This is a genomic window from Streptomyces canus (genome assembly GCF_030816965.1).
GTDB classification, from domain to species: domain Bacteria; phylum Actinomycetota; class Actinomycetes; order Streptomycetales; family Streptomycetaceae; genus Streptomyces; species Streptomyces canus_E.
Genome location: NZ_JAUSYQ010000002.1, coordinates 9,201,503 through 9,225,883, shown reverse-complemented (window position 1 = coordinate 9,225,883; position 24,381 = coordinate 9,201,503). Strand labels below are relative to the sequence as shown.

Annotated in this window: 24 protein-coding genes; 8 read left to right on the top strand and 16 right to left on the bottom strand. The window is 72.2% G+C overall.

Annotation, left to right across the window (positions count from 1 at the left end; genetic code table 11):
• The first annotated feature begins 18 nt into the window (after window positions 1-18).
• Complete coding sequence (locus tag QF027_RS43040; RefSeq protein WP_307080861.1) at window positions 19-816, top strand: N-formylglutamate amidohydrolase; 798 nt, start codon at window positions 19-21, stop codon at window positions 814-816.
• Here QF027_RS43040 and QF027_RS43035 read toward each other — a convergent pair.
• Genes QF027_RS43035 through QF027_RS43025 form a run of 3 tightly spaced genes read right to left on the bottom strand, consistent with a single transcriptional unit; the run spans window position 806 to window position 3,377 of the window.
• Entirely contained in the window at window positions 806-1,318 is a 513-nt protein-coding gene (locus tag QF027_RS43035) for a hypothetical protein (RefSeq protein ID WP_307080860.1), read from the bottom strand. The two genes, QF027_RS43040 and QF027_RS43035, sit on opposite strands and share 11 nt — an antisense overlap.
• Complete coding sequence (locus tag QF027_RS43030; RefSeq protein ID WP_306973426.1) at window positions 1,315-1,890, bottom strand: RNA polymerase sigma factor; 576 nt, start codon at window positions 1,888-1,890, stop codon at window positions 1,315-1,317. The genes QF027_RS43035 and QF027_RS43030 overlap by 4 nt, the downstream gene beginning before the upstream one ends.
• A 59-nt stretch (window positions 1,891-1,949) precedes the next feature.
• A complete protein-coding gene (locus QF027_RS43025) occupies window positions 1,950-3,377 on the bottom strand; it encodes a S8/S53 family peptidase (protein WP_307080859.1) in 1,428 nt (475 codons plus the stop codon).
• A 148-nt stretch (window positions 3,378-3,525) separates the two neighbouring features.
• Here QF027_RS43025 and QF027_RS43020 point away from each other — a divergent pair, with 148 nt between their 5' ends.
• Window positions 3,526-6,096 carry a CHAT domain-containing protein gene (locus QF027_RS43020; RefSeq protein WP_307082694.1) on the top strand — a complete coding sequence of 857 codons (2,571 nt, stop codon included), beginning with the start codon at window positions 3,526-3,528 and terminating at the stop codon, window positions 6,094-6,096.
• A gap of 85 nt (window positions 6,097-6,181) precedes the next feature.
• Here QF027_RS43020 and QF027_RS43015 read toward each other — a convergent pair whose 3' ends face one another.
• Window positions 6,182-8,158, bottom strand: a complete 1,977-nt coding sequence (locus tag QF027_RS43015) for a LuxR family transcriptional regulator AbsR2 (protein ID WP_307080858.1) — start codon at window positions 8,156-8,158, stop codon at window positions 6,182-6,184.
• A gap of 98 nt (window positions 8,159-8,256) precedes the next feature.
• Here QF027_RS43015 and absR1 point away from each other — a divergent pair, with 98 nt between their 5' ends.
• Both absR1 and QF027_RS43005 read left to right on the top strand, forming a co-directional pair.
• Window positions 8,257-9,342, top strand: a complete 1,086-nt coding sequence (gene absR1 / locus QF027_RS43010) for a beta-glucuronidase AbsR1 (RefSeq protein ID WP_307080857.1) — start codon at window positions 8,257-8,259, stop codon at window positions 9,340-9,342.
• Between the two features lie 135 nt (window positions 9,343-9,477).
• Window positions 9,478-9,990, top strand: a complete 513-nt coding sequence (locus tag QF027_RS43005; RefSeq protein WP_307080856.1) for an AAA family ATPase — start codon at window positions 9,478-9,480, stop codon at window positions 9,988-9,990.
• Here the strand turns inward: QF027_RS43005 and QF027_RS43000 are convergent.
• Window positions 9,971-10,414, bottom strand: coding sequence for a GNAT family N-acetyltransferase (locus QF027_RS43000; protein WP_306973431.1), 444 nt, complete (start codon window positions 10,412-10,414; stop codon window positions 9,971-9,973). The two genes, QF027_RS43005 and QF027_RS43000, sit on opposite strands and share 20 nt — an antisense overlap.
• A gap of 8 nt (window positions 10,415-10,422) precedes the next feature.
• Complete coding sequence (locus tag QF027_RS42995) at window positions 10,423-11,415, bottom strand: helix-turn-helix transcriptional regulator (RefSeq protein WP_307080855.1); 993 nt, start codon at window positions 11,413-11,415, stop codon at window positions 10,423-10,425.
• A 111-nt stretch (window positions 11,416-11,526) separates the two neighbouring features.
• Between QF027_RS42995 and QF027_RS42990 the strand changes: the two genes are divergently transcribed.
• The gene (locus QF027_RS42990; RefSeq protein WP_306973433.1) at window positions 11,527-11,895 is read left to right on the top strand and encodes a hypothetical protein; all 369 of its coding nucleotides are present in this window, start codon (window positions 11,527-11,529) and stop codon (window positions 11,893-11,895) included.
• A gap of 7 nt (window positions 11,896-11,902) precedes the next feature.
• On the opposite strand, the gene QF027_RS42985 is transcribed toward QF027_RS42990, so the two are convergent.
• From QF027_RS42985 to QF027_RS42950, 10 genes are all read right to left on the bottom strand, one after another.
• Window positions 11,903-13,279, bottom strand: a complete 1,377-nt coding sequence (locus QF027_RS42985) for an NtaA/DmoA family FMN-dependent monooxygenase (RefSeq protein ID WP_307080854.1) — start codon at window positions 13,277-13,279, stop codon at window positions 11,903-11,905.
• 42 nt (window positions 13,280-13,321) lie between these two features.
• Window positions 13,322-14,521 (bottom strand): LLM class flavin-dependent oxidoreductase, encoded by a 1,200-nt coding sequence (locus QF027_RS42980; protein ID WP_307080853.1) that lies wholly within the window; start codon window positions 14,519-14,521, stop codon window positions 13,322-13,324.
• An 81-nt stretch (window positions 14,522-14,602) separates the two neighbouring features.
• Window positions 14,603-14,689 carry a putative leader peptide gene (locus tag QF027_RS49845; protein ID WP_373432523.1) on the bottom strand — a complete coding sequence of 29 codons (87 nt, stop codon included), beginning with the start codon at window positions 14,687-14,689 and terminating at the stop codon, window positions 14,603-14,605.
• Window positions 14,690-14,745: 56 nt separating this feature from the next.
• Window positions 14,746-15,534: a GNAT family N-acetyltransferase gene (locus tag QF027_RS42975; protein ID WP_373432473.1), complete on the bottom strand. Its 789-nt coding sequence runs from the start codon at window positions 15,532-15,534 to the stop codon at window positions 14,746-14,748.
• A 40-nt stretch (window positions 15,535-15,574) separates the two neighbouring features.
• Window positions 15,575-16,597, bottom strand: coding sequence for a transporter substrate-binding domain-containing protein (locus tag QF027_RS42970; RefSeq protein WP_307080852.1), 1,023 nt, complete (start codon window positions 16,595-16,597; stop codon window positions 15,575-15,577).
• A 56-nt stretch (window positions 16,598-16,653) separates the two neighbouring features.
• Window positions 16,654-17,418 (bottom strand): amino acid ABC transporter ATP-binding protein, encoded by a 765-nt coding sequence (locus QF027_RS42965; protein WP_307080850.1) that lies wholly within the window; start codon window positions 17,416-17,418, stop codon window positions 16,654-16,656.
• Window positions 17,415-18,398, bottom strand: coding sequence for an amino acid ABC transporter permease (locus tag QF027_RS42960; protein ID WP_306973439.1), 984 nt, complete (start codon window positions 18,396-18,398; stop codon window positions 17,415-17,417). The genes QF027_RS42965 and QF027_RS42960 overlap by 4 nt, the downstream gene beginning before the upstream one ends.
• A 407-nt stretch (window positions 18,399-18,805) precedes the next feature.
• Window positions 18,806-19,678: a glutathione S-transferase C-terminal domain-containing protein gene (locus QF027_RS42955; protein ID WP_307080848.1), complete on the bottom strand. Its 873-nt coding sequence runs from the start codon at window positions 19,676-19,678 to the stop codon at window positions 18,806-18,808.
• Between the two features lie 54 nt (window positions 19,679-19,732).
• Window positions 19,733-19,855, bottom strand: coding sequence for a putative leader peptide (locus tag QF027_RS49840; RefSeq protein ID WP_373430926.1), 123 nt, complete (start codon window positions 19,853-19,855; stop codon window positions 19,733-19,735).
• Between the two features lie 114 nt (window positions 19,856-19,969).
• A complete protein-coding gene (locus QF027_RS42950) occupies window positions 19,970-21,682 on the bottom strand; it encodes an IlvD/Edd family dehydratase (RefSeq protein ID WP_306973441.1) in 1,713 nt (570 codons plus the stop codon).
• A 50-nt stretch (window positions 21,683-21,732) separates the two neighbouring features.
• Here QF027_RS42950 and QF027_RS42945 point away from each other — a divergent pair, with 50 nt between their 5' ends.
• The 3 genes from QF027_RS42945 to QF027_RS42935 all read left to right on the top strand — a co-directional run bounded on the left by QF027_RS42945 (window position 21,733) and on the right by QF027_RS42935 (window position 24,318).
• Window positions 21,733-22,548 (top strand): IclR family transcriptional regulator, encoded by an 816-nt coding sequence (locus QF027_RS42945; RefSeq protein WP_306973442.1) that lies wholly within the window; start codon window positions 21,733-21,735, stop codon window positions 22,546-22,548.
• Window positions 22,549-22,565: 17 nt separating this feature from the next.
• Window positions 22,566-23,582: a zinc-dependent alcohol dehydrogenase gene (locus QF027_RS42940; protein ID WP_307082691.1), complete on the top strand. Its 1,017-nt coding sequence runs from the start codon at window positions 22,566-22,568 to the stop codon at window positions 23,580-23,582.
• Window positions 23,583-23,718: 136 nt separating this feature from the next.
• The gene (locus QF027_RS42935; RefSeq protein ID WP_307080846.1) at window positions 23,719-24,318 is read left to right on the top strand and encodes an acyltransferase; all 600 of its coding nucleotides are present in this window, start codon (window positions 23,719-23,721) and stop codon (window positions 24,316-24,318) included.
• Window positions 24,319-24,381 lie beyond the last annotated feature (63 nt).

Sequence of the window (24,381 nt, the reverse complement as noted above, 5' to 3'; positions counted from 1 at the left end):
CGCCCCGGGAGCAGCCGCATGCCCTCGTTCGACCTGTTGCCCGGTGCCGAGCAGTCGCCGGTGATCCTCCATGTGCCGCACTCGGGGCGGGAGATACCGGCCGAGGTGCGGGCCGGGATCGTGCTGGACGACTTCGCGCTGGAGCGGGAGCTCGATCACATCGTCGACGCGCACACGGCTCGGCTCGCCGAGGAGGCGGCTCGCCAGGCCCGCCTGATGCCGTGGCGGTTCGTGAACCGGCTCTCCCGGCTGGTCGTCGATCCCGAACGGTTTCCGGACGAGCGGGAGGAGATGCTCGCCGTGGGGATGGGGGCCGTGTACACGCGGACCACGCACGGGGAGGAGCTGCGGCCCGCGGACACCGACCCCGAGCCGCTCCTCGCGCGCTACTTCCGGCCGTACGCCCGGGCGATGACCGAGGCCGTGGCCCAGCGGCTGGCCGTCACCGGACGGGCGGTCGTCATCGACGTGCACTCCTATCCCAGTGCGCCGCTGCCCTACGAGCTGCACGGCGAGGGGCCACGGCCGCCGGTCTGCCTCGGTACCGACTCCTTCCACACCCCGCCCGAGCTGCTCGCCGCGGCCCGGGAGGCGTTCGGGGAGGTCGGGCTGGACAGTCCGTTCGGTGGGGCGTACGTGCCGCTGGAGTTCTACGGGCGCGAGCCCCGGGTGAGTGCCCTGATGGTGGAGATTCGGCGGGACACGTACATGACGGAACCGGGCGGGCCCGCCGGGCCGGGGCTGCTCCGGCTCGCGCAGGCACTCGCGACTCTCGTGGACGCTCTGGAGTCTCCTGACGCCCGGTTCAGACGGTGAGCCAGTCGGTGACGATCACTCCTTCGCCGGTCCGCAGCCGCAGGGCGAACGGTCCGGCGGGCGACGCCTCGTGGATGAAGCGCCCCATGTCGTCGGTGGTGAGCGGCGCGCCGGCCTGGGGACCGCTGAGCACCTCGATCCGGGCCGACTGGGGCGGCAGCACCTGCCCCATGAGGCCCTGCGGGGTGAGTTCGACGTCGACCGTCACCTCGCCCGCGTGGAAGGTCAGCATCCGCGGTGCCCCCGTCGCTCCCCTCACCGGAAGGGCGTCCACCACGGAGTCGAAGGCGAGTTCGGCGATCCGGCTGTCCAGGTCGTGCAGCGCGAACGCCTCGACGGCGATCTGCCGCAGGGCGGGCGGTACGGGGTCCAGGATGGCCGTTGCCTGCCGGAGCTCCTCCTCCAGCAGGTCGAGGGCGAACTCCTCGTCCGGCGACGCCTCTTCGTCGAAGGCTGCGTCCTGGTCGTCCTGGTCGTCCTGATCGTCGTTCATGTCGCTCATACCGCCCCCCGGGCTTCGAGCCGCGCCCGCAACCGCCTCAGGCAGCGCTGGCGCAGTGGTCCGATGCTGCCCACCGCGACACCCAGGGCGGCGGACACTTCCTGGTAGCCGGGCTTCGGCGAGGCCATCAGGATGCGCAGCAACTGCCGGCAGCGCTCGCCGAGTTCCTCGAACTCCTGCCACAGGTACCGGACGCGCTCGCTCTGCGCGGCGGCCTCCTCGGAGTCGATGAACGACTGCTCGGGCGTGCGGTCCTCGCTGATCCGGTCCAGGAGCTGCGGATCGTCCGTGACGGTCAGCCGCTTCAAGCTCTTGAGCACCTTCAGGCACTCGTGGCGCGCGGTGCTCGCCAGCCAGGACTTGGCCTTGTCGGGTTCGCGGATCCGCCCGAGGTGCTGGGCGAAGCGGAACCACACGGTCTGGTACACCTCGTGCGCGTCGGCGTCGGAGAGCCGGTGCGCGCGCACGACGGACCACACCAGGGGGCTCAGCCCTTCCACGAGCGCCTTCCAGGCCGCCGCGTCACCGTCGACGGCGGACTGGACCAGCGCACCGACATCTGCTCGGTCCACGGTCCCACCCCTCGTGTACGGCAAGTCATCGTACGCCGTGGAAGGGACCACTCCGGCCCTCATGCGCCGACAGGGCGCTGCACGACCGGCACCGGGCGCCAGCCGGCCGGCCTCAGCGCCGGTACGTGCGCCCCGCGCACTTCGGCGAACTGCGTGTTCGTGGCAAGCAGTTGCTGCCGGGCGGCGCGCGGGTCGGTCTCCTTGTTCGCGGTCATGTGGGCGGCGACCAGGCCTGCCACGACCGGGGTCGCGAAGGAGGTGCCGCTCCAGTGGGCGTACCCCTCGAACATCACCTGGTCCGGCTTGGCCGTGGTGCCGTCCTCGCTCAACGCGCCGACGTGCGAGGGAGACTGGCAGGTGCACACGTAGGTGAAGCCGAACCGGCAGGCCTCGTACGTGGAGTGCTGGTAGAGGTACGGCACGGGCGCGTCGAAGCCGGTGAGGGCGCTGGTGAGCCGCTCGCCGGGGGCGTAGACCTTCACCCAGGAGCCGTGGTTGCTGAAGCAGGCGCCGAACTCGCCGTCGCCGCGCAGCGCGCCGACCGACAGGACGACGTCCTGGTACGCGGGCAGGTCGGCGTAGGCGGCGGGCCAGAAGGGGCTGGCGCTGGCGTTGTTGCCGGCCGCGGCGACCAACAGGGTGCCGCGGGCGCGCAGTTCCTGCATGAAGGCGTCCATGCCGAGCAAGCCGTCGCTGCGGCCGTTGGAGGTGCCCGCGGAGAGGCTGATGAGGTCGGGCCAGCCGTCGGCGACGGCCTCGAAGAGTCTCTCACCGAGCTCGGACTCCAGGATGGCACCCGCGTCGTTGAGGGTGTTGCGGACGGTGATGTCGGTGTTGGGCGCGACGGCCGCGAGGACACCGGCGATGAACGTGCCGTGGCCGACGTACTGGAGGAGGTTGCCGGCCCCGTCGGTCTCGGTGCCGTGCAGGTCGCCCTCGACGTGGGCCAGCAGCGGGACGAGGCCGTGGTCGTGGGTGAGACCGTTGTCGACGACGAGGACGCCCACGGCGGTGTCGGGGTCGTGACCGGCTTCCGCGGGGGCCGGGTTGGTGCCCAGGCCGAGCGCGGCGGGCACGGGCTCGTCGCCGGGGCAGGAGTTGACCGCGATCGACACCACGTGGTTGCGGCTGATCAGCCGGTGTCCGGCGCGTCCCTCGCGTTCGCTCATGGCGCGCAGGGCGTGGGTGACGGCACGGTCGCCGCGCCGGTCGCCGTGGCCCGGGTCGCCGACCTTGATCCGGGTGATGCCCGAGCGGTTGGTCTCGGGGCTGTCCCGGCGCACATGGTCGCCGGTCAGACCGGTCGCCTCGGTGAAGTGGGTGCGGACGGTGTCCTCGACGAGCGCCGCGTCGTGTCCGTCGCGGGCGAGCACGACACCCTTCTCGTAGATGAACTCGGAGGCGTCGTCGGGTCCCAGTGCCAGCGGGACGTCGGGCATGGAGCGCTGGATCTGGTCGAACTGCTCGTGGAATCGCTGAGGTGCCATGGCGTTTCCTCCCACTGAGGCGGCGGTCGTCAGTCAGAGCCGCGGGGCCGGTGATTGATACAGCGCCAAACCGGTGTGGCCTGCCACCTGGGCCACTACCATCCATGGGGTGACAGCGGGAAGCGACTCGGTTCTCGAACTGCTGCCGATGGTGTTCGCCGCCCCCAACCAGGCGCTGGCGAGGGCAGAGGAAGTACTCGGCTCGGATCCCTCACCGCTGCACGCCTCCGTCGCCCATCAGGTGATCGGCATCTGGCAGCGGGACTGGGGCGACATGCGGATCGCCCTGGACCATCTGCGCCGGGCCCGCGATCTCGCGGCGCGCTCGGAATCGGCCGACCGGGAGGCGGACGTGCTGGCCGCGCTCGGTGTGGCGCTGGTCCACGCGGGGCGGACCCGGCAGGGTCTCGCGGCGCTGGAGCGGGGGGTCGAGGTGGGCAGCGGGCACACCCGCGCGCGTGTCCTGTTCCGGCGTGCCTACGCGTCCTGGGTCCTCGGGCATCACCGGGCGGCGCTGGAGGACGTACGGCGGGCGGTTCCGGTGCTGCGGCAGGCCGACGACGTGATCTGGACGGCGCGGGCGCTGACCCTGCGGGCCACCGTGCATCTGGCGCTCGGGGCGGTGGAGCGGGCGGACGCCGACTTCACGGCGGCGGAGGCGCTGTGGGACACCACGGGCCAGGAGCACGACAAGGCCGACGCGGTGGAGAGCCGGGGGCTGGCCGCGTACCGGTCGGGGAACATACCCGCCGCGCTGCGGCTGCTCGACGAGGCGCAGGAGCGGTACGCGAAGCTCGGCACGCCGATGTTCATGCTCAACATCAGACGCTGCGAGGTCCTGTTGGCGGCGGGGCTCGCCCCGGAGTCGCTCGCGGAGGCGGACGCGGCGATCGGGGTGCTGGACGGGATCGGCGGGCAGTCCACCCGCAAGGCGGAGCTGTTGCTCGCCGCGGCGCGGGCGGCCCGGCTCGCGGGTGACGCCCACACCGCGATCGCGCGCGCGGACATGGCGGTGCGACTGTTCGCGGGGCAGCGGCGCACCTGGTGGGAGACGCATGCGCGGCTGGTGTTGATCGAGGCGCGGGTCGCCGCCGGGCGCGGCTCGGGTCGGCTGGTCGCGGACGCGGCCGCGGTCGCCGACCGGCTGGCCTCGTTCGGCGCGCCGGCCGCCCCGGAGGCCTCGCTGCTCGCGGGCCGGATCGCGCTCGGCCTGGGGTGGCGGGAGGACGCCCAGCGGCATCTGGAGGTGGCGGCCCGCAGTCGGCACAGCGGGCCGCCGCTGGCACGGATGACGGGGTGGGCGGCGCAGGCGCTGTGGGCGCGGGCCGTGGGCTCCGACCGTCGGGTGCTCGAGGCCTGTCGCCGGGGACTGGACGTGCTCGACGACCACCGTACGACGCTCGGCGCCTCGGAACTCCGTGCGCGGGCCACCGCTCAGGGTGCTGAGCTGGCCGGGCTCGCCGCGCGGGCCTCGCTCGCCTCGGGCGGGCCGCGGCGGCTGCTGGTGTGGAGCGAGCGCTGGCGGGCCACGGTGTTGTCCGCGCCGCCGACCCGCCCGCCCGCCGATCCTGAACTGCTCAGTGACCTGACCGCCTTCCGGGAGATCGCGGCCCGGGCGGAGGCGGCCCGGATGGAGGGCCGGCCGGTGCCGACGCTGGAGCGTGAACAGCGGCGCCTGGAACGGGAGATCCGCTCCCGGACCCTCCACATGCGGGGAGACGCACCCTCTGACGGGTACCGGTTCGACCCCCGAAGGCTCCTGGAGCGGCTCGGTGACGACGTACGGCTGGTCGAACTGGCCGTGCTCGACGGGCGTGTTCAGGTGCTGTTGTGCGCGCAGGGGCGGGTGCGGCGGTTCGAGGGAGGGTTGCTGGCCGACGCGGAGCGCGAGGCGGAGCACGTCCAGGCGGGGCTCAGGCGGCTGGCACATCCGGGGGCGGAGGCGCGGCTTCCGGTGGTGGAGGCGGCCGGACGGCGACTGGAGGAGCTGCTGCTCGGGCCGGCCGCGGCGCAGCTCGGCTCCGGACCGGTCGTGGTGGTGCCGCCGGGGCGGCTGCACCGGGTGCCGTGGGCGCTGCTGCCCTCGCTGCGGGAACGGGTGTTCAGCGTGTCGCCGTCGGCGAGCAGCTGGCTGCGGGCGAGGGAGACGGTGCCGCCCCCCGGCGGGCGTCAGGTGCTCGTTCGCGGGCCGGGCCTCGCGACCGGAGGCGCCGAGGTGCCCGAACTGGCCAGGCGCCACGGCTCCGCGACGACCGTCCTGGAGTACGACGACGCGCGCGTGCCGCGGGTGTTGGCGGAACTGGACGGGGCGGCGTTGGCACATATCGCCGCGCACGGCACGTTCCGTGCGGACAGCCCGCTGTTCTCGGCGTTGCGGATGGCCGACGGGCCGCTCATCGTCCACGACTTCGAGCGCCTGGACAGCAGCCCGTACCGGATCATCCTGTCCTGCTGCGACACCGCCCGGTTCGCGTCGGTGGGCGCGGACGAGTTGCTCGGCCTGGTCACCGCGCTGCTGCCGCTGGGTACGGCGGGAGTGGTGGCGTGCAGCGCGCCGGTCAACGACGAGGCGGTGGTGCCGTTGATGCTCACGCTGCACAAGGGGCTCAGTGCGGGGGCGTCGATGGCGGAGGCGTTGCGCGACGCGCGGGCCTCGCTGCCGGGGGACTCGGTGCATCAGGCGACGGGATGGGCGTTCTCGGCGTTCGGGGCGGCGTGATGCCCAAGGGGATGCGCGATGTGTGGGGCGGCCTGACCCCTCCCCCGAATACTGGGGGTCAGACCGCCCCGGTCCGGTGTTCGGCTCAGGCCGGCTGTGCCTCCGGCAGCTCGACCAGGCACGGCAGCGCGTCGCGGTCGCTCGCACCGAGGCGGGCGTACGCGCTGTAGAGGTGGTTGCCGACCGTACGGATCGACAGGGTGAGCTTCTCCGCGATCTGGCGGTTGCTCAGGCCGGCGGCCGCGAGGGTGACGATCTGCCGCTGGCGGACGGTGAGTTCGCCGAGGACCAGCCCGGCCAGGGCCGGGGTGCGGGCGCCCTGGCAGCGCCGGGCCAGGGCGACGGCTCGGGTGCGTGAGGTGCGGGCGGCACCGGGGTCGCGGTGCGACCGTACGGCCTGGGCGTACGCCTCGGCGGCGAAGAGCAGGAAACCGCGCTCCTCCAGCGCTTGCGCCGCCCGGTCGAGGGCAGGACCGTCGTCGTGGGCGAGCGCCTCGGCGTGTGCGGCGAAGACACCGGTCAGCCGGCCGACGGCCCGCTCGGGCGCGCCGAGCCGGACGGCGTCGTACGGATCCTCGCCGACCGTGCCGAGAGCCGCGTCGAGATCACCGCGGGCGGCGGCCCACCAGGTGAGAGCCGAACCGCCCGCGACCTCCCGCGAGTCGGCAGCGCCGCTGGGACGAGCCGGGGTCGCGTCGCCCCGGCCGGTGCGCGATCCGGGCGACGGCTCTGCCGAACGATCGGTGCCCGACCCGGACAAGGGGACCGCGGATGTCTCGGCGTCCGACCCGCCCGAGGCCCCGGCGGCGAACCGGTCGACGCCCGGGCCCGCCGGAGGTGCCACGAGCTCCGGGTGCCCCGACTGTGCTACGGCCAGGGCGAGTTCGACACGGCAGGCCGGGTCATCGGCAGCAGCCCGCATTCCCTCCCTCGCCCAGGCCGCGGCCTCCCGCAGTTCCCCCCGCAGGCGTGCGAACCGTGCCCGTACCGCGGCGTGCCGGGCCGGTACGCCGGCACCCTCGTCCAGGAGCCACTCCCCCACCGGCGCGGAGACGGCCCGTACGTCCGCCTCGCCGATCGCCCGGGCCAGTGCGGCCGTCTCGGTCTCCAGGGCCGCCGCGCAGTCGGCCGGGGTGCGGGCCAGGCGCAGGGTCTTCAGGCGTCCGGCGGCGGATCGCAGCACCGGGGCGTGGAGCGGGTGGGCGAGACGGGCGGTGCCCTGCTCGTCGACGTGGACCAGACCGTCGGCCTCCAGGCGTTCCAGGGCGTCCAGGTCGAGCGTGCCGGCGTCCACGGGGAGCGGCTCGCCGAACGCCAGGCGGTCCAGGGTCCCACGCTCGCCGGGACCCGTGCGGTCGAGGAGGTGCGCGGTGCGCTCGCGCACGGTCGCGGTGACCGGCACCGGGCCGCGCCACTCCCACTCGGTCGAGTCCGGGACCCGGGCCGGCAGCCCCTGCTCGCACACCGCGTCCACCAACTCGCGCAGCAGTCGCAGATCGCCCCGGCACATGCGGTACAGCCGGTTGACGGTGAGGGCTTCGAGGCCGCCGACGCCGGCCGCGAGCAGCTGCGCGGTCTCCTCGCGGGGCAACGGCTCCAGGGCGAGGCGCGGCAGGAGCTCTCCGGTCCACAGGCGGGAGATCGCGCCCGGCGCGCGGGCCCCGTCCGTGGCGACGACCAGGAGACGGGTGCGGCCGTGCACGGCGAGCTGGTGGACGAGGGCCGCCGAGGCGTCGTCCAGCAGATGGGCGTCGTCGACAAGCAACAGCCGTACGCCTGACAGGAGTTGGACCGCGCGGTGCAGGGACGCGGTCTCCGGAACAAGGTGCGCGAAAGCGGCGAACGGGAGCCCGCGGGTCCCGGGCGTGCCCGCCACCCTGGCACAGTCGGTGCCGCGTACGGCCTCCGTGACGAGCCGGGTCTTGCCCCGGCCCGCGGGACCGGTGACCACGATGCCGTGCCGCCCCCCGGCGACAGACCCGCGGACCAGCTCGAGTTCGTCCTCCCGCCCGGTGAACGGCCAGGGCAGCTCCAGGGTCTTCGCGTCCCGTTCGAAAGTCATCACGGAAGCAGGAGCACCGCTACTCAGTCCTGATACAGGGGGACTTGAGTAGCCCCCGACTCAGGCGCCCCGAGACGCCTCACGGCACGCTGAACCCCATGACCGCACGCTACTGCTCACTCGCGCAGCAGTCGGCTCCGGCGTTCGCCCCGGGGCTGGCCGCCGAGCGGCTGAGTGCGCTCATCGGCGGCAGCCGGATGTGGGTCAACAGCACGGTCCTGCACTACTGCTTCTTCGACGGCGACACCGACGGGTCGGTCATTCCGGTTCCGGGGACGGGGCAGTCCCGCCGGGTGTCGTGGGTCGGCGCCAAGGAGCAGCGGGACGTGGTGCGCGAGTGCTTCCAGGAGTGGCAGGACCTCGGGATCGGCGTCACGGTCAGCGAGGTCGGTGACCGCTCGGAGGCCGAACTGCGCATCGGCTTCCAACTCGGCGACGGCTCCTGGTCGACGGTGGGCAGGGACGCGCTCCAGGTCGGTCTGAACGAGCGCACCATGAACTTCGGCTGGGACCTGACCGCGCCCGGGGAGCGCGGGACCGCCCTGCACGAGATCGGGCACGCGCTCGGCATGCTGCACGAGCACCAGAGTCCGTTCGCCGGGATCCACTGGGACGACGAGGCCGTCTACGCCGATCTGGCGGGCCCGCCGAACTTCTGGAACCGGGACCGGACGTTCTTCAACATCCTGCGCAAGCTCGACCCGGACGAGGTGAACGGCACCGTCTGGGACCCGCAGTCGATCATGGAGTACGCCTTCGAGGCGGGACTGATCCTGGAGCCGGAGCAGTTCCGCGCGGGCCTCGACCCGCCCGGCACCCTGTCGGCCGCAGACAAGGAGTACGTCCTGCGCTGGTACCCGCCGACCGAGCCGACCCGGCCGTCGGCGCTGGTGCCCTTCCGGTCCGCGCCGCTCGGTCTCAAACCGGGTGAGCAGGCCGACTTCACCGTGGAACCGCCGGAGACCCGCGAGTACACCGTGGGCACCTTCGGCGACAGCGACACCGTCGTCGTGGTCTTCGAGGAGCGGGACGGAGAACCCCGCTATCTCACCGGCCGGGACGACGGAGGCACTCCGCACAACGCCACGATCAGGGCCCGTCTCGTGAAGGGCCGCCGCTACTTCGTCCGTGTGCGCCTGTACTCCGCGTGGGGTTCGGGGGAAACCGCGGTCATGTGCTGGTGACAGCACAGACGGGCCGCACGGGCGAGGCTGGACCGCTGTCCGGCGCCGGGGGAATGGCCGGCGCACGTCACCTTCGGGGGAGGGAGACGTGCGCCGGCCACACGGCGTGCGCGTTCGGGGTGAAAGGGTGGGGGCGTGCTGATCGTCATCGGCGGCCTGCCCGCCACCGGCAAGACCACCCTCGCGCGGCTCCTGGCCGCCAGGACGGGCGCGGTCCATCTGCGGGTCGACACCATCGAGCAGGCGGTCGTCACCTCCGGACTGGCCCGGCATCCCGTGGGGCCGGTGGGCTATGTCGTGGGGTACGCCCTCGCCGAGGAGCAGCTGCGGCAGGGGCTCACGGTGATCGCGGAGTCCGTCAACCCGCTGGCGGTCACGCGCGATGCCTGGTGCGGCGCCGCGACGAGGGCCGGGGTGCCCGTGGTCGAGGTGGAGGTCGTCTGCTCCGATCCGGACGAGCACCGGCGCCGCGTGGACTCGCGCTCGGTGGACATCCCGGACCTGCCGCTGCCCACCTGGCAGCAGATCGTCGATCGGGAGTACGAGCCGTGGCACCGGGACCGCCTCGTGGTCGACACCGCGGGACAGGAGCCCAGGGATTCGCTGGGCCCGCTGCTCGACGCGATCCTCACCGCAGGTCCCGGGTGAAGACGACGCGGGGACGGCCGGGGCCGTCGTAGTCCTCCACCACTCCGGCGTCGAAGCCGAGGCTGCGATGGAAGGCGATCGAGCCCTCGTTGGTGACCGAGGTGATGGCCTTGAGGCGGACCGCTCCCTGCCCGCGGGCGGCCTCGGTGAACGCCTCGTAGAGGGTACGGCCGAGGCCGGTGCCGCGGGCATCGTCGCGGGTGGCGATCAGGTGGACGTAGCCGGTGCGGCCGGGAGTGACGAATCCGAAGAGGTAGCCGCGGATGCCGTCCTCGGCTCTGGCGACCAGACAGGTGGCGCCGAACTCCTGCACCAGCGCGGTGAGGTGGAGTGCGCGCAGGTCGCGCTCGCCCCAGTAGCGGGCGTGGTCCGCCAGGACCTGGTGGAGGTCGCTCACATCGGCGAGGTCGATTCGGACGGCCATGGCGTCGATCATGGCATGGGGTCGGACGCATTCCGGTGACGAGCATTCCGGTAACGAGCGGCCGTGCGGCGCGCGGTCTCCGCCAACTCCCTGCGTACGTCCGCCGGTTCGAGAACCTCGGCGTCGGGGCCGAAGCCGAGCAGACGGCGGCAGGCGGTGCGCCGGTCGTCGAAGTGGAGGACCAGGCGGTGCCGGCCGGGTTCCTCGGGATCGGGGACCGCCCGCGCCGCCGACTCCGTGTCGCCGAGTACCTGCGGAAGTGCGGCGAGTCCTGCCGCCGACAGGCGTACCGTGACCGGGAGTTGGTCCAGACTCGCCTCGAACTCGGCGGCCCAGCGCGCCCAGTGGGCAGGGAGGTCGAAGTCGGCGGGGCGGGTGAAGGACTCGGGCAGGAGTTCCGCCTCCGTGATCCTCGACGCCCGGTGCGCGCGGATGCCCCGGTCGGAGCGCACGACCAGGTACCAGACGCCCGCCTTCGCGACCAGGCCCAGCGGGTCCACGTCGGACCGGACATCGCGCTGCGCGTGCCGCAGACGCAGACGCCTGTCCCGGCGGACGGCATCGACCAACACGGCGAGGTGCGCGACCGGTTCCGGTGGCTTGAACCAGGCCTGGGTGTCGATGTGGAAGCGGCTCGCCGTCAGGCTCACCTGCTCGCGGCCCGCCGCCGGCAGGGCGGACAGCAGTTTCAGGCGCGCCTGGGCCAGCGCGTCGCCCAGCGCGATCCGTTCCAGCGGGCCGCCCTCGGACGCGACCGCGAGCAGGGCCGTCGCCTCCTCCGCGCTGATACCGAGCAACGGACTGCGCCAGCCCTCCATCAGACGGCAGCCGCCGCCAGGGCCGCCGCTCGCCACCACCGGTATGCCCGCCGCGCTCAGCGCCTCCAGGTCCCGGTAGACGGTACGCACCGAGACCTCGAGCTCCGCCGCGAGATGACGGGCGGTCATCTGTCCACGGGACTGAAGGCAGAGCAGGAGGGACAGCAGCCGGTCCGCACGCATCGGGCGACCACCTCATCGACGTATGACTGACGGCCGTATGACTGACACAGGATGTCAGCCATACGGCCGTAGCGTCATCCGCAAAGCCCCCGATCAGCAGGGAGACAGCACATGATCACCGGATATGTCATCGGCGAGAGCCTTCGGCCCGGCGCGGTGTTCGAGCCGCGTGGACTGCGGTTGCGGAGGGTCAGCAGGGTCGAGATCGGCGGGGCGAGCGACGCGCAGCCGCCGGTGTGGACGCTCGTCGAGTGGGAGACCGACGGCGAGGAGGTCGGTGCCCTGGCGGAGGCGCTCGCCGAGGCGTTGCAGCCGGAGCTCGGCTGGTACGCCGATTTCACCGCCGGGGACGAGCGCGTGGTCGTCTTCGCGGGGAAGGTGTTCCGCTATCGGCGCGGCGACGAGGCGGGCCGCGCCGAAGCGGTGGCGTACGGGCGGTCGGTGGGTACGCCCGAGCATCAGCTCGACTGGGAGGAGTGACCTCGCTTCACGACGCGACCCGCTGCTCGTCCTGGACGTCGTCCGGGTGGGCGAGGCCGAGGTGGTGGCGGAGGGTCGGGCCCTCGTAGTCGGTGCGGAAGACGCCCTGCTCCTGGAGGAGCGGGACGACCTTGTCGGCGAAGGCGTCGAGGCCGGTCGGGGTGATGTGCGGGACGAGGATGAAGCCGTCGCTCGCGTCGGCCTGCACGTACGCGTTGATGGTGCGGGCGATCGTCTCCGGCGAGCCGATGAAGTTCTGCCGGTTGCCCGTGTTGATGACCAGGTCACGGATGGACCAGTTGTTGGCGGCGGCCAGTTCGCGCCATTCGCGAGCGGTGGCCAGCGGGTCCCGGTACATGCGGACCTGGGCACGCCCCTTGGAGATGTGGTTGTCGCTGACGTCCGGGTCGATGTCGGGCAGCGGCCCGTCGGGGTCGTAGGAGGACAGGTCCCGGTTCCAGACGAACTCCAGGTGCTTGAGGGCGGTGGCCCCGCTGACCTGCTGGCGTCGCACGGTCCGCGCCAGTTCCTCGGCCTCCGCGTCGGTATCCGCGAGGGCGAAGGAGGCGGCGGGCAGGATCAGCAACTGGTCGTGACGGCGGCCGTACTTGGCGAGGCGGTTCTTGACGTCGGTATAGAAGGCCTGGCCCTCCTTGAGGGTGGCGTACCGGCTGAAGATCGCGTCGGCACTGGAGGCGGCGAACTCCCGGCCCTCCTCGGAGTCACCGGCCTGGAAGATCACCGGGCGGCCCTGCGGGGAGCGCGGGACGTTGAACTGCCCGTGGATGTCGAAGTGCTGCCCGGTGTGCACGAAGGAGCCGGCCTTCGCGTCCCGCAGGAACACGCCCGAGGCCTGATCGGCGAGGATCTCGTCGCCGTGCCAGGAGTCGAAGAGCTCCTGGGTGGTGGCGAGGAACTCCTTGGCGCGGGAGTAGCGCTCCTCCTGGGGCAGGAAGCCGCCGCGGCGGAAGTTCTCGCCGGTGAAGGCGTCCCAGGAGGTGACGACGTTCCACGCGGAGCGGCCGCCGGAGAGGTGGTCGAGGCTGGCGAACTGGCGGGCCACCTCGTAGGGCTCGTTGAACGTGGAGTTGATGGTGCCGGTCAGGCCGAGGTGCTCGGTGACGGCGGCCAGCGCGGCCAGGACGGTGAAGGTGTCGGGGCGGCCGACGACGTCCAGGTCGTAGATCTTCCCGCCCTGTTCCCGCAGGCGGAGGCCCTCGGCGAGGAACAGGAAGTCGAACTTGGCGCGTTCGGCGGTCTTCGCGAAGTGCGCGAAGGAGCTGAACTCGATATGGCTGCCGGCCTCGGGGTCGCTCCACACGGTGGTGTTGTTGACGCCCGGGAAATGCGCGGCCAGGTGGATCTGCTTCAGCGGCTTGCTCATGATGTGCGGTCCTTCCGGCTCAAGACTCAGAGGCTCAAAGGCTCAGGCGGCGGCGTAGCGGTTGGCGGGGCGGGTCAGGCCCAGCAGGCCACGCAGGGTGTCGGCCTCGTAGTCGGTGCGGAAGGCGCCCCGGCGCTGGAGTTCGGGGACCAGACCGCGGGTGATCGCCGGGAGGTCGTGGCCGGCGACGGCGGGCCGCAGCCGGAATCCGGTCAGACCGGCGGCCTGGAACTCACCGAGCAGGTCGGCGAGTTGCGAAGGAGTGCCGGTGAAGATGCGGGCGTCGCTGGTGTACGGCTCGCCCGCGAGCACGTCGAGACGGTCCCGGCGGGCAGCGGCCTCGGCGGGGTCGTCGTCGAGGAAGACGACCAAGTCGCCGAAGACATGGAGGAGTTCCTCGCTCCGCCCGGCGGTCTCCTGCTCGGCGCGGATCTCGGCGACGATCGCGCGGGCCTCGTCGGTCTCGTGCGGGGTGACGTAGCCGACGTCGGCCTGGCGGGCGATGAGCCGGTAGGGGACGGTCTGGTGCCCGAGGGCGGTGACGAGTGGCTGGCCCTGCGGTGGGCGGGGTGTGATGGAGGGGCCCTTGACACTGAAGTGCTTGCCCTCGAAGTCGATGTAGTGCAGCTTGTCCCGGTCGATGAAGCGGCCGGTGGCGGCGTCGCGGATCTCGGCGTCGTCCTCCCAGCTGTCCCAGAGGCGACGCACGGCCTCGACGTAGTCGGCGGCCTCGTCGAAGAGGTCGGTGACGAGTTCCTGGGCCCCGGGGCTGTCGTAGGCCTCGATACGCGGGATGGTGCGGCGGCCGAAGTGCGCGGCCTCGCCCGGGCGCGCGGTGATCTGGACCCGCAGGCCCGCGCGGCCGGTGCTGACGTAGTCGAGGGTCGCGATCGCCTTGGAGATGTGGAACGGCTCCGTGTGGGTGACCACCGCGGTCGGGACCAGGCCTATGTGCCGGGTGAGCGGGGCGATGCGCGAGGCGATCAGGACGGCGTCGAGCCGGCCGCGGACCTGGTCGGTGCGCTCGTCGGGGTCGAGGAAATGGGAGGACTGCGGGCCGAGGCCGTCCTCGATGGTGACGAAGTCGAGCAGGCCGCGCTCGGCCTCGGCGACCAGGTGGGCCCAGTATCCGGCGGTGAACAGCTCACGGGGCCGGGCCACCGGCTCGCGCCAGGAGGCGGGGTGCCAGCCGGTGCCGTCCAGAGCGACGGCGAGATGCAGCAAGGAGGGAGAAGGGGACACAGGTGGGTGCCTTCCTGGGGATCCGTACGAGAGCGCCGGCCCGCGGGTGGGCAGGGCACGGCGGCTGGGGCAGCTGACGGGTCAGGAACAACAGAGCGCGGTGGACACGCGCAGGAGATCGATGTGGGGCCGGGAGTGGAGGTGCGCGGAGCGGAGTGTGCTGATCACGCCCGTCACCTCCTGCTTCTGGGCGCACGACGGCGCCCGGCGGATCTCGTCGTCGGTCACAACGCCGTGGCCTCGCGGGATGTTCCCGGGCTGCGGACCAGGAGGACAGGCGAACGGCGGCGCAGGGTGAACCCGATCGACTCGTAGAGCCGGATCGCGGTGGTGTTGTCCGCGGCCGCGTGCAGGAACGGGGTGTCGCCGCGCTCCCGGATGCCGGCGGCGACCGCGCGGACCAGGCGGGTCGCGAGGCCCCGGCCGCGATACGCGGGGTCGGTGCAGACCGCGCTGATCTCGGTCCAGCCGGGCGGGCGGATCCGCTCACCGGCCATGGCGATCAGGCGCTCGCGGTCGCGGATGCCGAGGTAGGTGCCGAGTGCGATGGTCCGCTTGAGGAAGGGTCCCGGCTGGGTGCGGGCGACCAGGTCCAGGATCTCGGGCACGTCATCGGGGCCCAGCCGTACCGCCTCGGGGGCCGGTTCGGCGCGCAGGGCGGTGTCGACGAGCTGGACGCCCTCCCCCATAGCCTTAAGGGCATGGGAGGTACCCCCATCCCCGCCGACGACCTCCCAGCCGTCCGGGACCGTGTCAACGGGCTTGACCCGAACGGTGGTTCCGGGACCGACGAGCGTGTGCAGGTCGGCCCACGCGGCGGGGTCGCCGGGATCGGCGAGGGCGGCGAAGGCGTAGACGTCGTCCGGGTAGCGGGCGGCGCGGCCGACGCGTTCGGCTAGGTGGGCGTGTGGGCCGTCGAGGGCGGCCCACACGGCGTTGTCGAGGACGGAGGTGTCGTGCGCGGTGGGTCTCGAGGAGGCTCCGCCTGCGCGGATGTCGGTCTGCTGGGTCACGGAGGCGGAGTCCTTTCCTACCGGGTTCGCCGAGGACGGGTCAGGAGTTGTCGAGCGGCAGCCCCGGCGGGTTGACCTCCGACTTGGAGACGGCGTCGTTGGAGAGGTTCCACGCGGCGAGCCACTTGGCGTACTGGCCGTTGTCGATCAGGTGGTTGATCGCGTCGGCGAGGGGCTTGGCGAGGCCGCTGTCCTTCTTGGCGGTCGCGGCGATCAGGCCCTGGAGCGACTCCCCCGCACCGGAGTACTGGCCGGCGATTCGGGTCGCGTTGGGCGTGCTCGCGGTCTGGGTGACGTGATAGGAGAGGTTGGGGCTGGGGCCCAGATAGGAGTCGATCTTGCCGCTGCCCAGGGCCAGATAGATGCTGGGGCTGTCCTGGAAGTACTTGATGGTCAGCTGCTTGCCCTCCTTCTTCAGCCTGCTCTGCCACTCCAGCAGGATCCGCTCCTGGTTGGTGCCGGCGCCGACCGAGACGGTCCTGCCCGCGAGGGCCTCGTAGTCGCCGTCGAAGGTCCACTTCGAGGTCTTGAGCGTCTCGAAGGCGAGGTCGTCCTTGCGGTAGGAGGCGAACTCGTACTTCTTCTTGCGCTCCTCGGTGTCCGTGATGTTGGAGAAGCCGACGTTCACCTTGCCGCTGTCGATGCCGACGAAGAGGTTCTCCCACGTGAACCGCTTGACTTCGGGCTCCAGACCGAGGACGGCGGCGACCAGGCGGGCCAGGTCGGTCTCGGAACCGGTGAGGGTCTTCTGGTCGCTGCCCACGAAGCCCAGCGGCGGGGAGCCGGAGGGGAGGGTGCCGGAGCCGATGACGAGCTTGCCGCTCTTCTTGACGGCGTCGGGCAGTTCGGCGCTGATGGACTTCACCTCGGCGACCTTGAGCGCGGTCTCCTTGGCGGCTCCGTTGGACAACCGGCCCACGGTGACCGTGCCGGCGCTGTCGGTCGTCCCGGTGGCGGCGTCGCTGTCACCGCCGCAGGCCGCGAGCCCGCCGGCGAGGGTGGCGACGGCGGTCGCCGCGGTGATGCCGCGCATCAGGCTGCGTCGGGAGGGGCGAGTGGGCATGGCTGTCCTTAGGAGTTGGGAGAAAGGCGGTAAAGGGGTAAAGAGGTGAAGGAGGTTCAGAGGACCTTGCTCAGGAAGTCCCGGGTCCGCTCGTGCCGCGGCCGGTCGAGGACCTCGGAGGGCGGGCCCTGCTCGACGATGCGTCCGCCGTCGATGAAGACGACCCGGTCGGCGATCTCGCGGGCGAAGCCGATCTCGTGGGTGACGATGACGAGCGTGGTGCCGCTGGTCGCCAAGTTTTTGATGACGGCGAGGACTTCACCGACGAGCTCGGGGTCGAGGGCGGAGGTCGGCTCGTCGAAGAGGATCACGCCCGGGCGCAGGGCGAGGGCGCGGGCGATGGCCACGCGCTGCTGCTGGCCTCCCGACAACTGCCGTGGATAGGCACCGGTCTTGTCGGCCAGGCCGACCCGGCCGAGGAGTTCTCGGGCGAGCTCCTTGGCCTCCGTCCTGGTGAGCTTCCCGGTCGCCACCGGGGCGGCGGCCACGTTGTCGAGGACGGTCAGGTGCGGGAAGAGGTTGAAGTTCTGGAAGACGAACCCGATGCGGCTGCGCTGGGTCAGGATGGCGCGCTCGCTCAGCTCCTTCAGCCGGTCGCCCTGACGGCGGACGCCGATCAGTTCGCCGTTGACGCTGACGTGGCCGATCTCCGGTTTCTCCAGGTGGTTGATGACCCTGAGGAGAGTGGACTTCCCGGACCCCGAAGGGCCGAGGATGACGGTGACCTCGCCGGGGCGGACGGTCAGGTCGACACCGTCCAGGACGCGGTGGGCGCCGTACCACTTGTGCACGCCGTGCACTTCGAGCGCTGCGGCGGTCATACGGCGGCCTCCCTGCGGATGCGGGCCCGCAGGTCGGTGAGACCGGCCCGCAGTTTCTGGAGTGGGGTCGGCGGCAGGGAGCGGGTGGCGCCCCGGGCGTAGTACCGCTCGACGTAGAACTGGACGACCGAGACCGCGCTGGTGAGGATCAGGTACCAGACGGTGGCGACCAGCAGCAGGGGCACGATGTCACCGGGGTAGGTGGCGCCCATGGACTGCACGGTGCCGAACAGGTCGAGCAGCGAGACGTAGAAGACCAGCGAGGTGCTCTTGACGAGCCCGATGAGCTGGTTGACGTAGTTCGGGGTGATGGAGCGCAGCGCCTGCGGAAAGACGATCTTCCGGAACTGGTAGCCCTTGGGCAGGCCGAGGGCGGAGGCCGCCTCGTGCTGGCCCTGGTCGACGGAGAGGATGCCGCCGCGGACGACCTCGGCGGCGTAGGCCGCCTCGTTGAGGCTGAGGCCGACGACGGCGATGACCATGTCGGTGGCGAGCCGGGACTCGTCGAAGGAGAAGAAGGCCGGGCCGAAGGGGACGCCGACGCTGAGTGTCTTGTACAGGGCGCTGAAGTTGTAGAGGAAGAGCAGAACGACGATCAGCGGTATGGAGCGCAGGGCCCACACGTAGGTCCAGCTCACCGCGCGCAGCACCGGACTCTTGGAGAGCCGGGCCAGCGCGAGCAGGATGCCGCCCAGGAGTCCCAGTACGGCGCTGTAGACGGTGACTTCGAGGGTGATGCGGAGCCCGTCGAGGACGGTGGGCCGCAGGAACCAGTAGCCGAAGCGGTCCCACTGGTAGAACGGGTTGGTCGCCAGGCCGTGGACGAACTGGGCCGCCAGGACCAGGACGACGGCGGTGACGATCCAGCGGCCGGGCCGTCGCAGTGGCAGAACTCGCTGTGCGGCGAGCTGTGGTGGCGCCACGTCGGCCTGCGGCGGCGCCTCGGTGACGGACACGGCGGCGCCTGGGGGTTCACTCATGAGGGACTCCGGCGGAGTGGGGATTCCCCTGGGGCACGGCGAACACGGCGTACTACGGGCGCAGGACGCGACGCACGGGAACCGGGGGCTGGGCGGACAACGGCACACCGCGAGCGCGGTGTTCGTCAGGAACGCGGGGACTGCGGAGGCGGAACGTCAGCCCCGACAGCGGGCACGGCCCGGTGCGGTACACAGTGCGCTGCTCACGCGGAGCAGGTCGACGGCCCGGTTGGCGACGAGCGGATTGCCGTACGGCCGTACGCAGCCCGGGGAACGGCGTGAGGCCGTCCTGGGAGCTGCGTACATGTCGGTCACCGTCGCTGTTCTCGGGGGTCAAGGCTCTTGTGAGCCGCAAGTAAAAGCAGTCGCCCGGACCGGTGTCAACGCCGGTCCGGCAGATGGGACGGTCAGGAACGCCTGGAAGGCCCGGCGTGCGAGGCCCAGTCCAGAATCTGTACGGCGGACCCGGCGGCCTCCAGGCCCTGGCAGTGGGCGTGGTGCCGGCGGGCGATGCCGTCGAGGTCGAGGTGGGTGCCGAAGGCCGGGCGGGCGGTCAGACGGCGGGCGTAGGCCCACAGCGTGGGGTGGCCGGCGATGCGCTGCACCGCGGCGGCGTCGAGGTGGTGGCGGTGCACGGTGTCGAGTTGCACCAGCGTGACCCACAACTCGACATCGGCGGCGGTGACGTGATCCCGGATCAGGAAGTCGCGGTCCACCAGCCAGCGCTCCAACGAGCCCAGGGAGTCCAGCAGTTGCTCCAGGGCGGCGACTCGGTCCACGTCGTCACCGCCCGCCGCCCCGGCCTGCTGCGCGGCCTGTGCGATTCCCCTGCTCATCCGCTCGACGGCCTCGGTCTCCGACTCCGCTCCACACGGGTACAGCGCCGGACGTCCGCCGCCGAAGTGCCGGGCCAGGTCGCGGGTGATGTCGGTGGCGTGGGTGCTGACGATCCGTCCCGACCAGTCGTCGCTGAGCACGGGTGCGACGGCAGCGCCGGTGTACCGGTGCGCGCTGGCCTCGTACAGCGGGCGCAGCGCGGAATGCCCCCCGTCGGGACAGTCGGGGACCGGGTCCAGGAGGGTCACGGGACAGATGTCGTCGAGGCCGAGCAGGCTGTGCACGACGGCGATGCGCAGACCGTCCGCGCAGGCGGCGGTCAGGTGCAGCCGGTAGCGGCGCGGCACGGCGTAGTGCCCACTGCGTGCGTCCTGGCCGATCCGGCCTCGGAACGCGGGGGCCGGGTGGGTGGCGGAGATGCGGGCGAGCGGTGTGACGGACATGGGTCTCCCCGGAGTGTCGGTGCGCGGGACGTACACGCGGCGGAAGCGTCGGGCTCAGCCCAGGGGCCTGATGGCGCTGCAGACCCGGAGCAGATCGATGTGACGGCGGGAGGTCAGAAGAGGCGACGGCCGGGATGTCCGGCTCTCTCGGCCGACGGCCGGTTCCACGCGCCCCATGTTTCCCTACCTGTTCACTAGGATTCCCATCTGGAGTGTCGATCGGGCCGGGGCGCACGTCAAGAGGGCGTCCACGAGGCGGGCAGGGGCAGGAACCCGCGGCTGTCCTCGCGGTCAGTGCGACTCGCGGCTGACCTCCGAGCCGCTCGAACCGAGGAGGAAGTCCAGGTCTGCTCCCGTGTCGGCCTGTTGGACATGGTCGACGTACAACCGCTCCCAGCCCCTCCCGGGGTTCGCGAAGCCCGCGACGGTGGCCGCGTTCGGGGTGCGGGCGGCGAGTTCGGCGGCGGGCACCTCCAGGTCGATACGGCGGGCCTCGACGTCGAGACTGATGACATCGCCTGTCCGTACGAGGGCGAGCGGTCCACCCGCCGCCGCTTCCGGGGCCACGTGCAGGACGACCGTGCCGTACGCGGTGCCGCTCATCCGGCCGTCGCAGACGCGGACCATGTCCCGCACCCCCTGCTCCAGCAGCTTGGTGGGCAGCGGCATGTTGGCCACCTCGGGCATGCCCGGATACCCCTTGGGGCCACAGCCGCGCAGGACCAGGACGGAGTCGGCGTCGACGTCCAGGTCCGGGTCGTCGACGCGGGCGTGGAAGTCCTCGATGCTGTCGAAGACGACCGCCCGGCCACGGTGCCGCAGCAGCTGCGGGGAGGCGGCCGCGGGTTTGATCAGCGCTCCGTCGGGGGCGAGGCTGCCGCGCAGGACGGCGATGCCGCCCTCCTCGACCAGAGGCCGCGCCCGGGTCCTGATCACCTCCGCGTCCCAGATCGGGGCGTCGGTGAGGTGGTCCACCAGCGGCTTGCCCGTGACGGTCAGCGCCTCGGGGTCCAGGAGGTCGGCGACCTCGCGCAGCACGGCGAGCAGGCCGCCGGCCCGGTGGAAGTCCTCCATGAGGAAGCGCCCGGCGGGCTGGAGGTCCACCAGGACCGGCACCCGGGAGCCGACGCGGTCGAAATCGTCCAAAGTCAGGTCGACCCCCAGCCGGCCCGCGATGGCGAGGAGATGGACGACGGCGTTGGTGGAGCCGCCGATCGCGGCCAGCGCCACGATCGCGTTGTGGAAGGACCCCTTGGTCAGGAAGGTGCTCGGGCGGCGCTCGGCGGCCACCAGCTCCACCACGAGCCGCCCGGTGCCGTGCGCGGCCGCCAGCAGCCGGCTGTCCGGCGCGGGCGTTCCGGCCACCCCGGGCACGACCGTGCCCAGCGCCTCGGCGACCAGCGCCATCGTCGAGGCCGTGCCCATGGTGTTGCAGTGCCCGCGGCTGCGGATCATCGAGGACTCGGAGCGGATGAACTGCTCCTGGGACAGGGTGCCGGCGCGGACCTCCTCCGACAGCCGCCACACGTCCGTGCCGCAGCCCAGCGGTGTGCCGCGGAAGGTGCCGGTCAGCATCGGCCCGCCGGGCACGACCACGGCGGGCAGGTCCACCGAGGCGGCGGCCATCAGCAGCGACGGGATCGTCTTGTCGCAGCCTCCCAGCAGGACCACGCCGTCGAGGGGGTTGGCCCGCAGCATCTCCTCCGTGGCCATCGCCGCCATGTTGCGCCAGAGCATGGCCGTGGGCCGCACATTGGTCTCGCCCAGCGACACGACGGGCAGGTCGAGGGGGATACCGCCCGCCTCGTACACACCGTCCCGGACGGACCTGGCCACCTCGTCCAGGTGCGCGTTGCAGGGCGTGAGATCGGAGGCGGTGTTGGCGATGGCGATCTGGGGCCGGCCGGTGAAGGCGTCGTCCGGGACACCCCGGCGCATCCAGGCCCGGTGGATGTAGGCGTTGCGGTCCTGTCCCCCATACCACTGTGCGCTGCGAAGGCCCATCGCTCGGCTCTTTCCGGTAATCGGTACGACGGTCTACTATCCGGAACGCGATGCAGCATACGCAGCCCTTCCCCGCTTCGACAGCCCCCGTCACGGACCGCGCGGAGGGCGACCGTCTCGTGGGATCGGACCGGGTGCTCGCCGTGCTCAAGGAGCTCGCCCGGCACCCGGACGGGGTCTCGCTCGAAGGGCTCACCAGAGTGATCGGCAGCCCCAAAGCGACCGTGCACCGGGCTCTGGCCGCCCTGCGCCGAGCCGGTCTGGCCGGCCAGGACTCCCGCGGCCGTTATCTGCTGGGCGACGAGTTCCTGCGGATGGCCTTCGTCCATCACGAGGCCCGCCCCGAACACGTGCGGGTCCGGCCGCTGTTGGAGTCACTGGCGGACCGGTTCGGCGAGACGGCCCACTACGCCGTCCTGGACGGCCGTGAGGTCGTCCACCGCGCCAAGGCCGACCCGCCCACCGGTGCCGTCCGGCTCACCTCCACGGTCGGCGGCCGCAATCCCGCCCACGCGACCGGCGCCGGAAAGGCGCTGCTCGCCCACGAGTTGGGCACCCTGAACGCCGTACGGCAATGGATCGGCAAGGCGCCCCTGGAGCGCCGGACGCCTCGAACCCTGTGCACGGCCGCGGAGTTGTACCGCGAGCTGCGGGCCACGCGCGAGCGGGGGTACGCCCTCGACGACCAGGAGAACGAGACCGGCGTCAACTGCCTCGCGCTGCCCGTGTACGGCACCTCACCGACCGTTCCCTCCGGGGCGGTGAGCGTCAGCGCGCTGGCATACCGGACTCCGCTGCGGACGCTGGTCGACGCGGTCGAGGAGATCCGTGACGCCCTCGGCCCCCTGAAGGAGCCCCTGAGTTGAACGCACCCGACGCCGAGATACGCGCCTTCGTCCTCACGGCCCCCGGCGAGTTCGCGGTCCGGGCGGTACCGGCACCGGTACCCGCGCCCGGCGAGGTCGTCGTCGACGTCGAGCGGGTCGGGGTGTGCGGCACCGACCTGGAGTTCTTCACCGGGGCCATGACCTATCTGCACCAAGGACACGCCGCCTATCCGATGCGGCTGGGCCACGAGTGGGCCGGCCGGGTCCGCACCGTCGGCGCCGGTGTGGATCCCGTCTGGACCGGCCGCCGGGTCATGGGCGACACCATGCTCGGCTGCGGGACCTGCCGCCGCTGCCGGCGCGGAGGGCAGCATGTCTGCGAGCAGCGGGAGGAGGTGGGCATCCGGGGCGGCCGAGCGGGTGCCCTGGCCGAACAACTCGCCGTGCCCGTGAGTTCGTTGCACCTCCTGCCCGACTCCGTGGACCCGGTGCTCGGCGCGCTGGTCGAGCCGGGCGGCAACGCCCTGCGGGCCGCGCGGGCGACAGGAGCGGGGCCCGGTGACCGGGTCCTGGTGCTGGGTCCGGGGACCATCGGTCTGCTGGTCGCGCTGTTCGCCCGGTCCGCCGGTGCGGAGGTGCATCTGCTGGGCGCCACCGACGCCTCCCTCGTCTTCGCGCGCTCGCTGGGCTTCCCGCACGCATGGCGCGAGGACACCCTGCCGGACCTGCCGTTCGACGCGGTCGTCGACGCCACCAACGCGGTGCATCTGCCGGCCCTGGCGCAGGAGCTGGTCGAACCGGGCGGGCGGCTCGTGTACATCGGGCTGGCCGGTGAGCCCAGCAGGATCGACACCCGCACGCTCGTCCTGAAGGACGTGACGGCGATCGGCGTCCTGTCGGCCTCCCCCGGGCTCGACGCCACCATCAAGGCGTACGCCGAGAGGATCGTCGACCCGAGGCCGCTCGTGGCCGCCACCGTCGCGCTGGAGGCGATCGGTGCCGTACTCGCGGGCGAGCGCCCGCCCGGCGCCGGTCCGGGCCCGAAGATCCACGTCGATCCCGGCCTGGTCTGAGTCCGCCGCGGTTCGGGACGGTTCACGAACGGAGGCCGGCATTCCGTCGGGGCGGTGATCAGACTCGGTCCGTCAAGTGACACCGCCGGCATGTTCGACGACCAGATGTGATCGACGAGACGAAGGGCTCAGCCCGATGAACTTCAAGGTGCAGCCGACCGCCCAGGTCGACGAGCCGGCGGCGATCGGCGAGGGGACGACGGTCTGGGATCTGGCCCAGATCCGCGAGAACGCCGGGCTGGGGAGCGGGTGCATCGTGGGCCGGGGCGCCTATGTCGGCCCCGGGGTGCGGATCGGCGACAACGTGAAGCTCCAGAACTACGCGCTGGTCTACGAGCCCGCCGTGCTCGGCGACGGGGTGTTCGTCGGTCCGGCCGCGGTCCTCACCAACGACTGCTTCCCCCGGTCGGTGGACCCGGAGGGCAAGCTGAAGCGCGGCGACGACTGGGAGGCCGTGGCGGTGGAGGTGGCCGAAGGAGCGTCCCTCGGGGCCCGGTCGGTGTGTGTGGCGCCGGTCCGTGTCGGCCGCTGGGCGCTGGTGGCGGCGGGCGCCGTGGTGACCCGTGACGTGCCCGACCACGCGCTCGTGGCCGGTGTTCCGGCGCGCCGGATCGGCTGGGTGGGCCGGGCCGGTGTCCGGCTGGTCGAGCGGAAGGGCGAGCCGGGCGGCTGGGAGTGCCCGGAGTCGAGTGCGCTGTACGACGACAAGGACGGCCACCTCGTCGAGCGCGCATGACGCCTGTTTCCACCACAACGTGCAACGTTCTGAGCCACCCGACGATGGCCTCCGCGGTGGCGG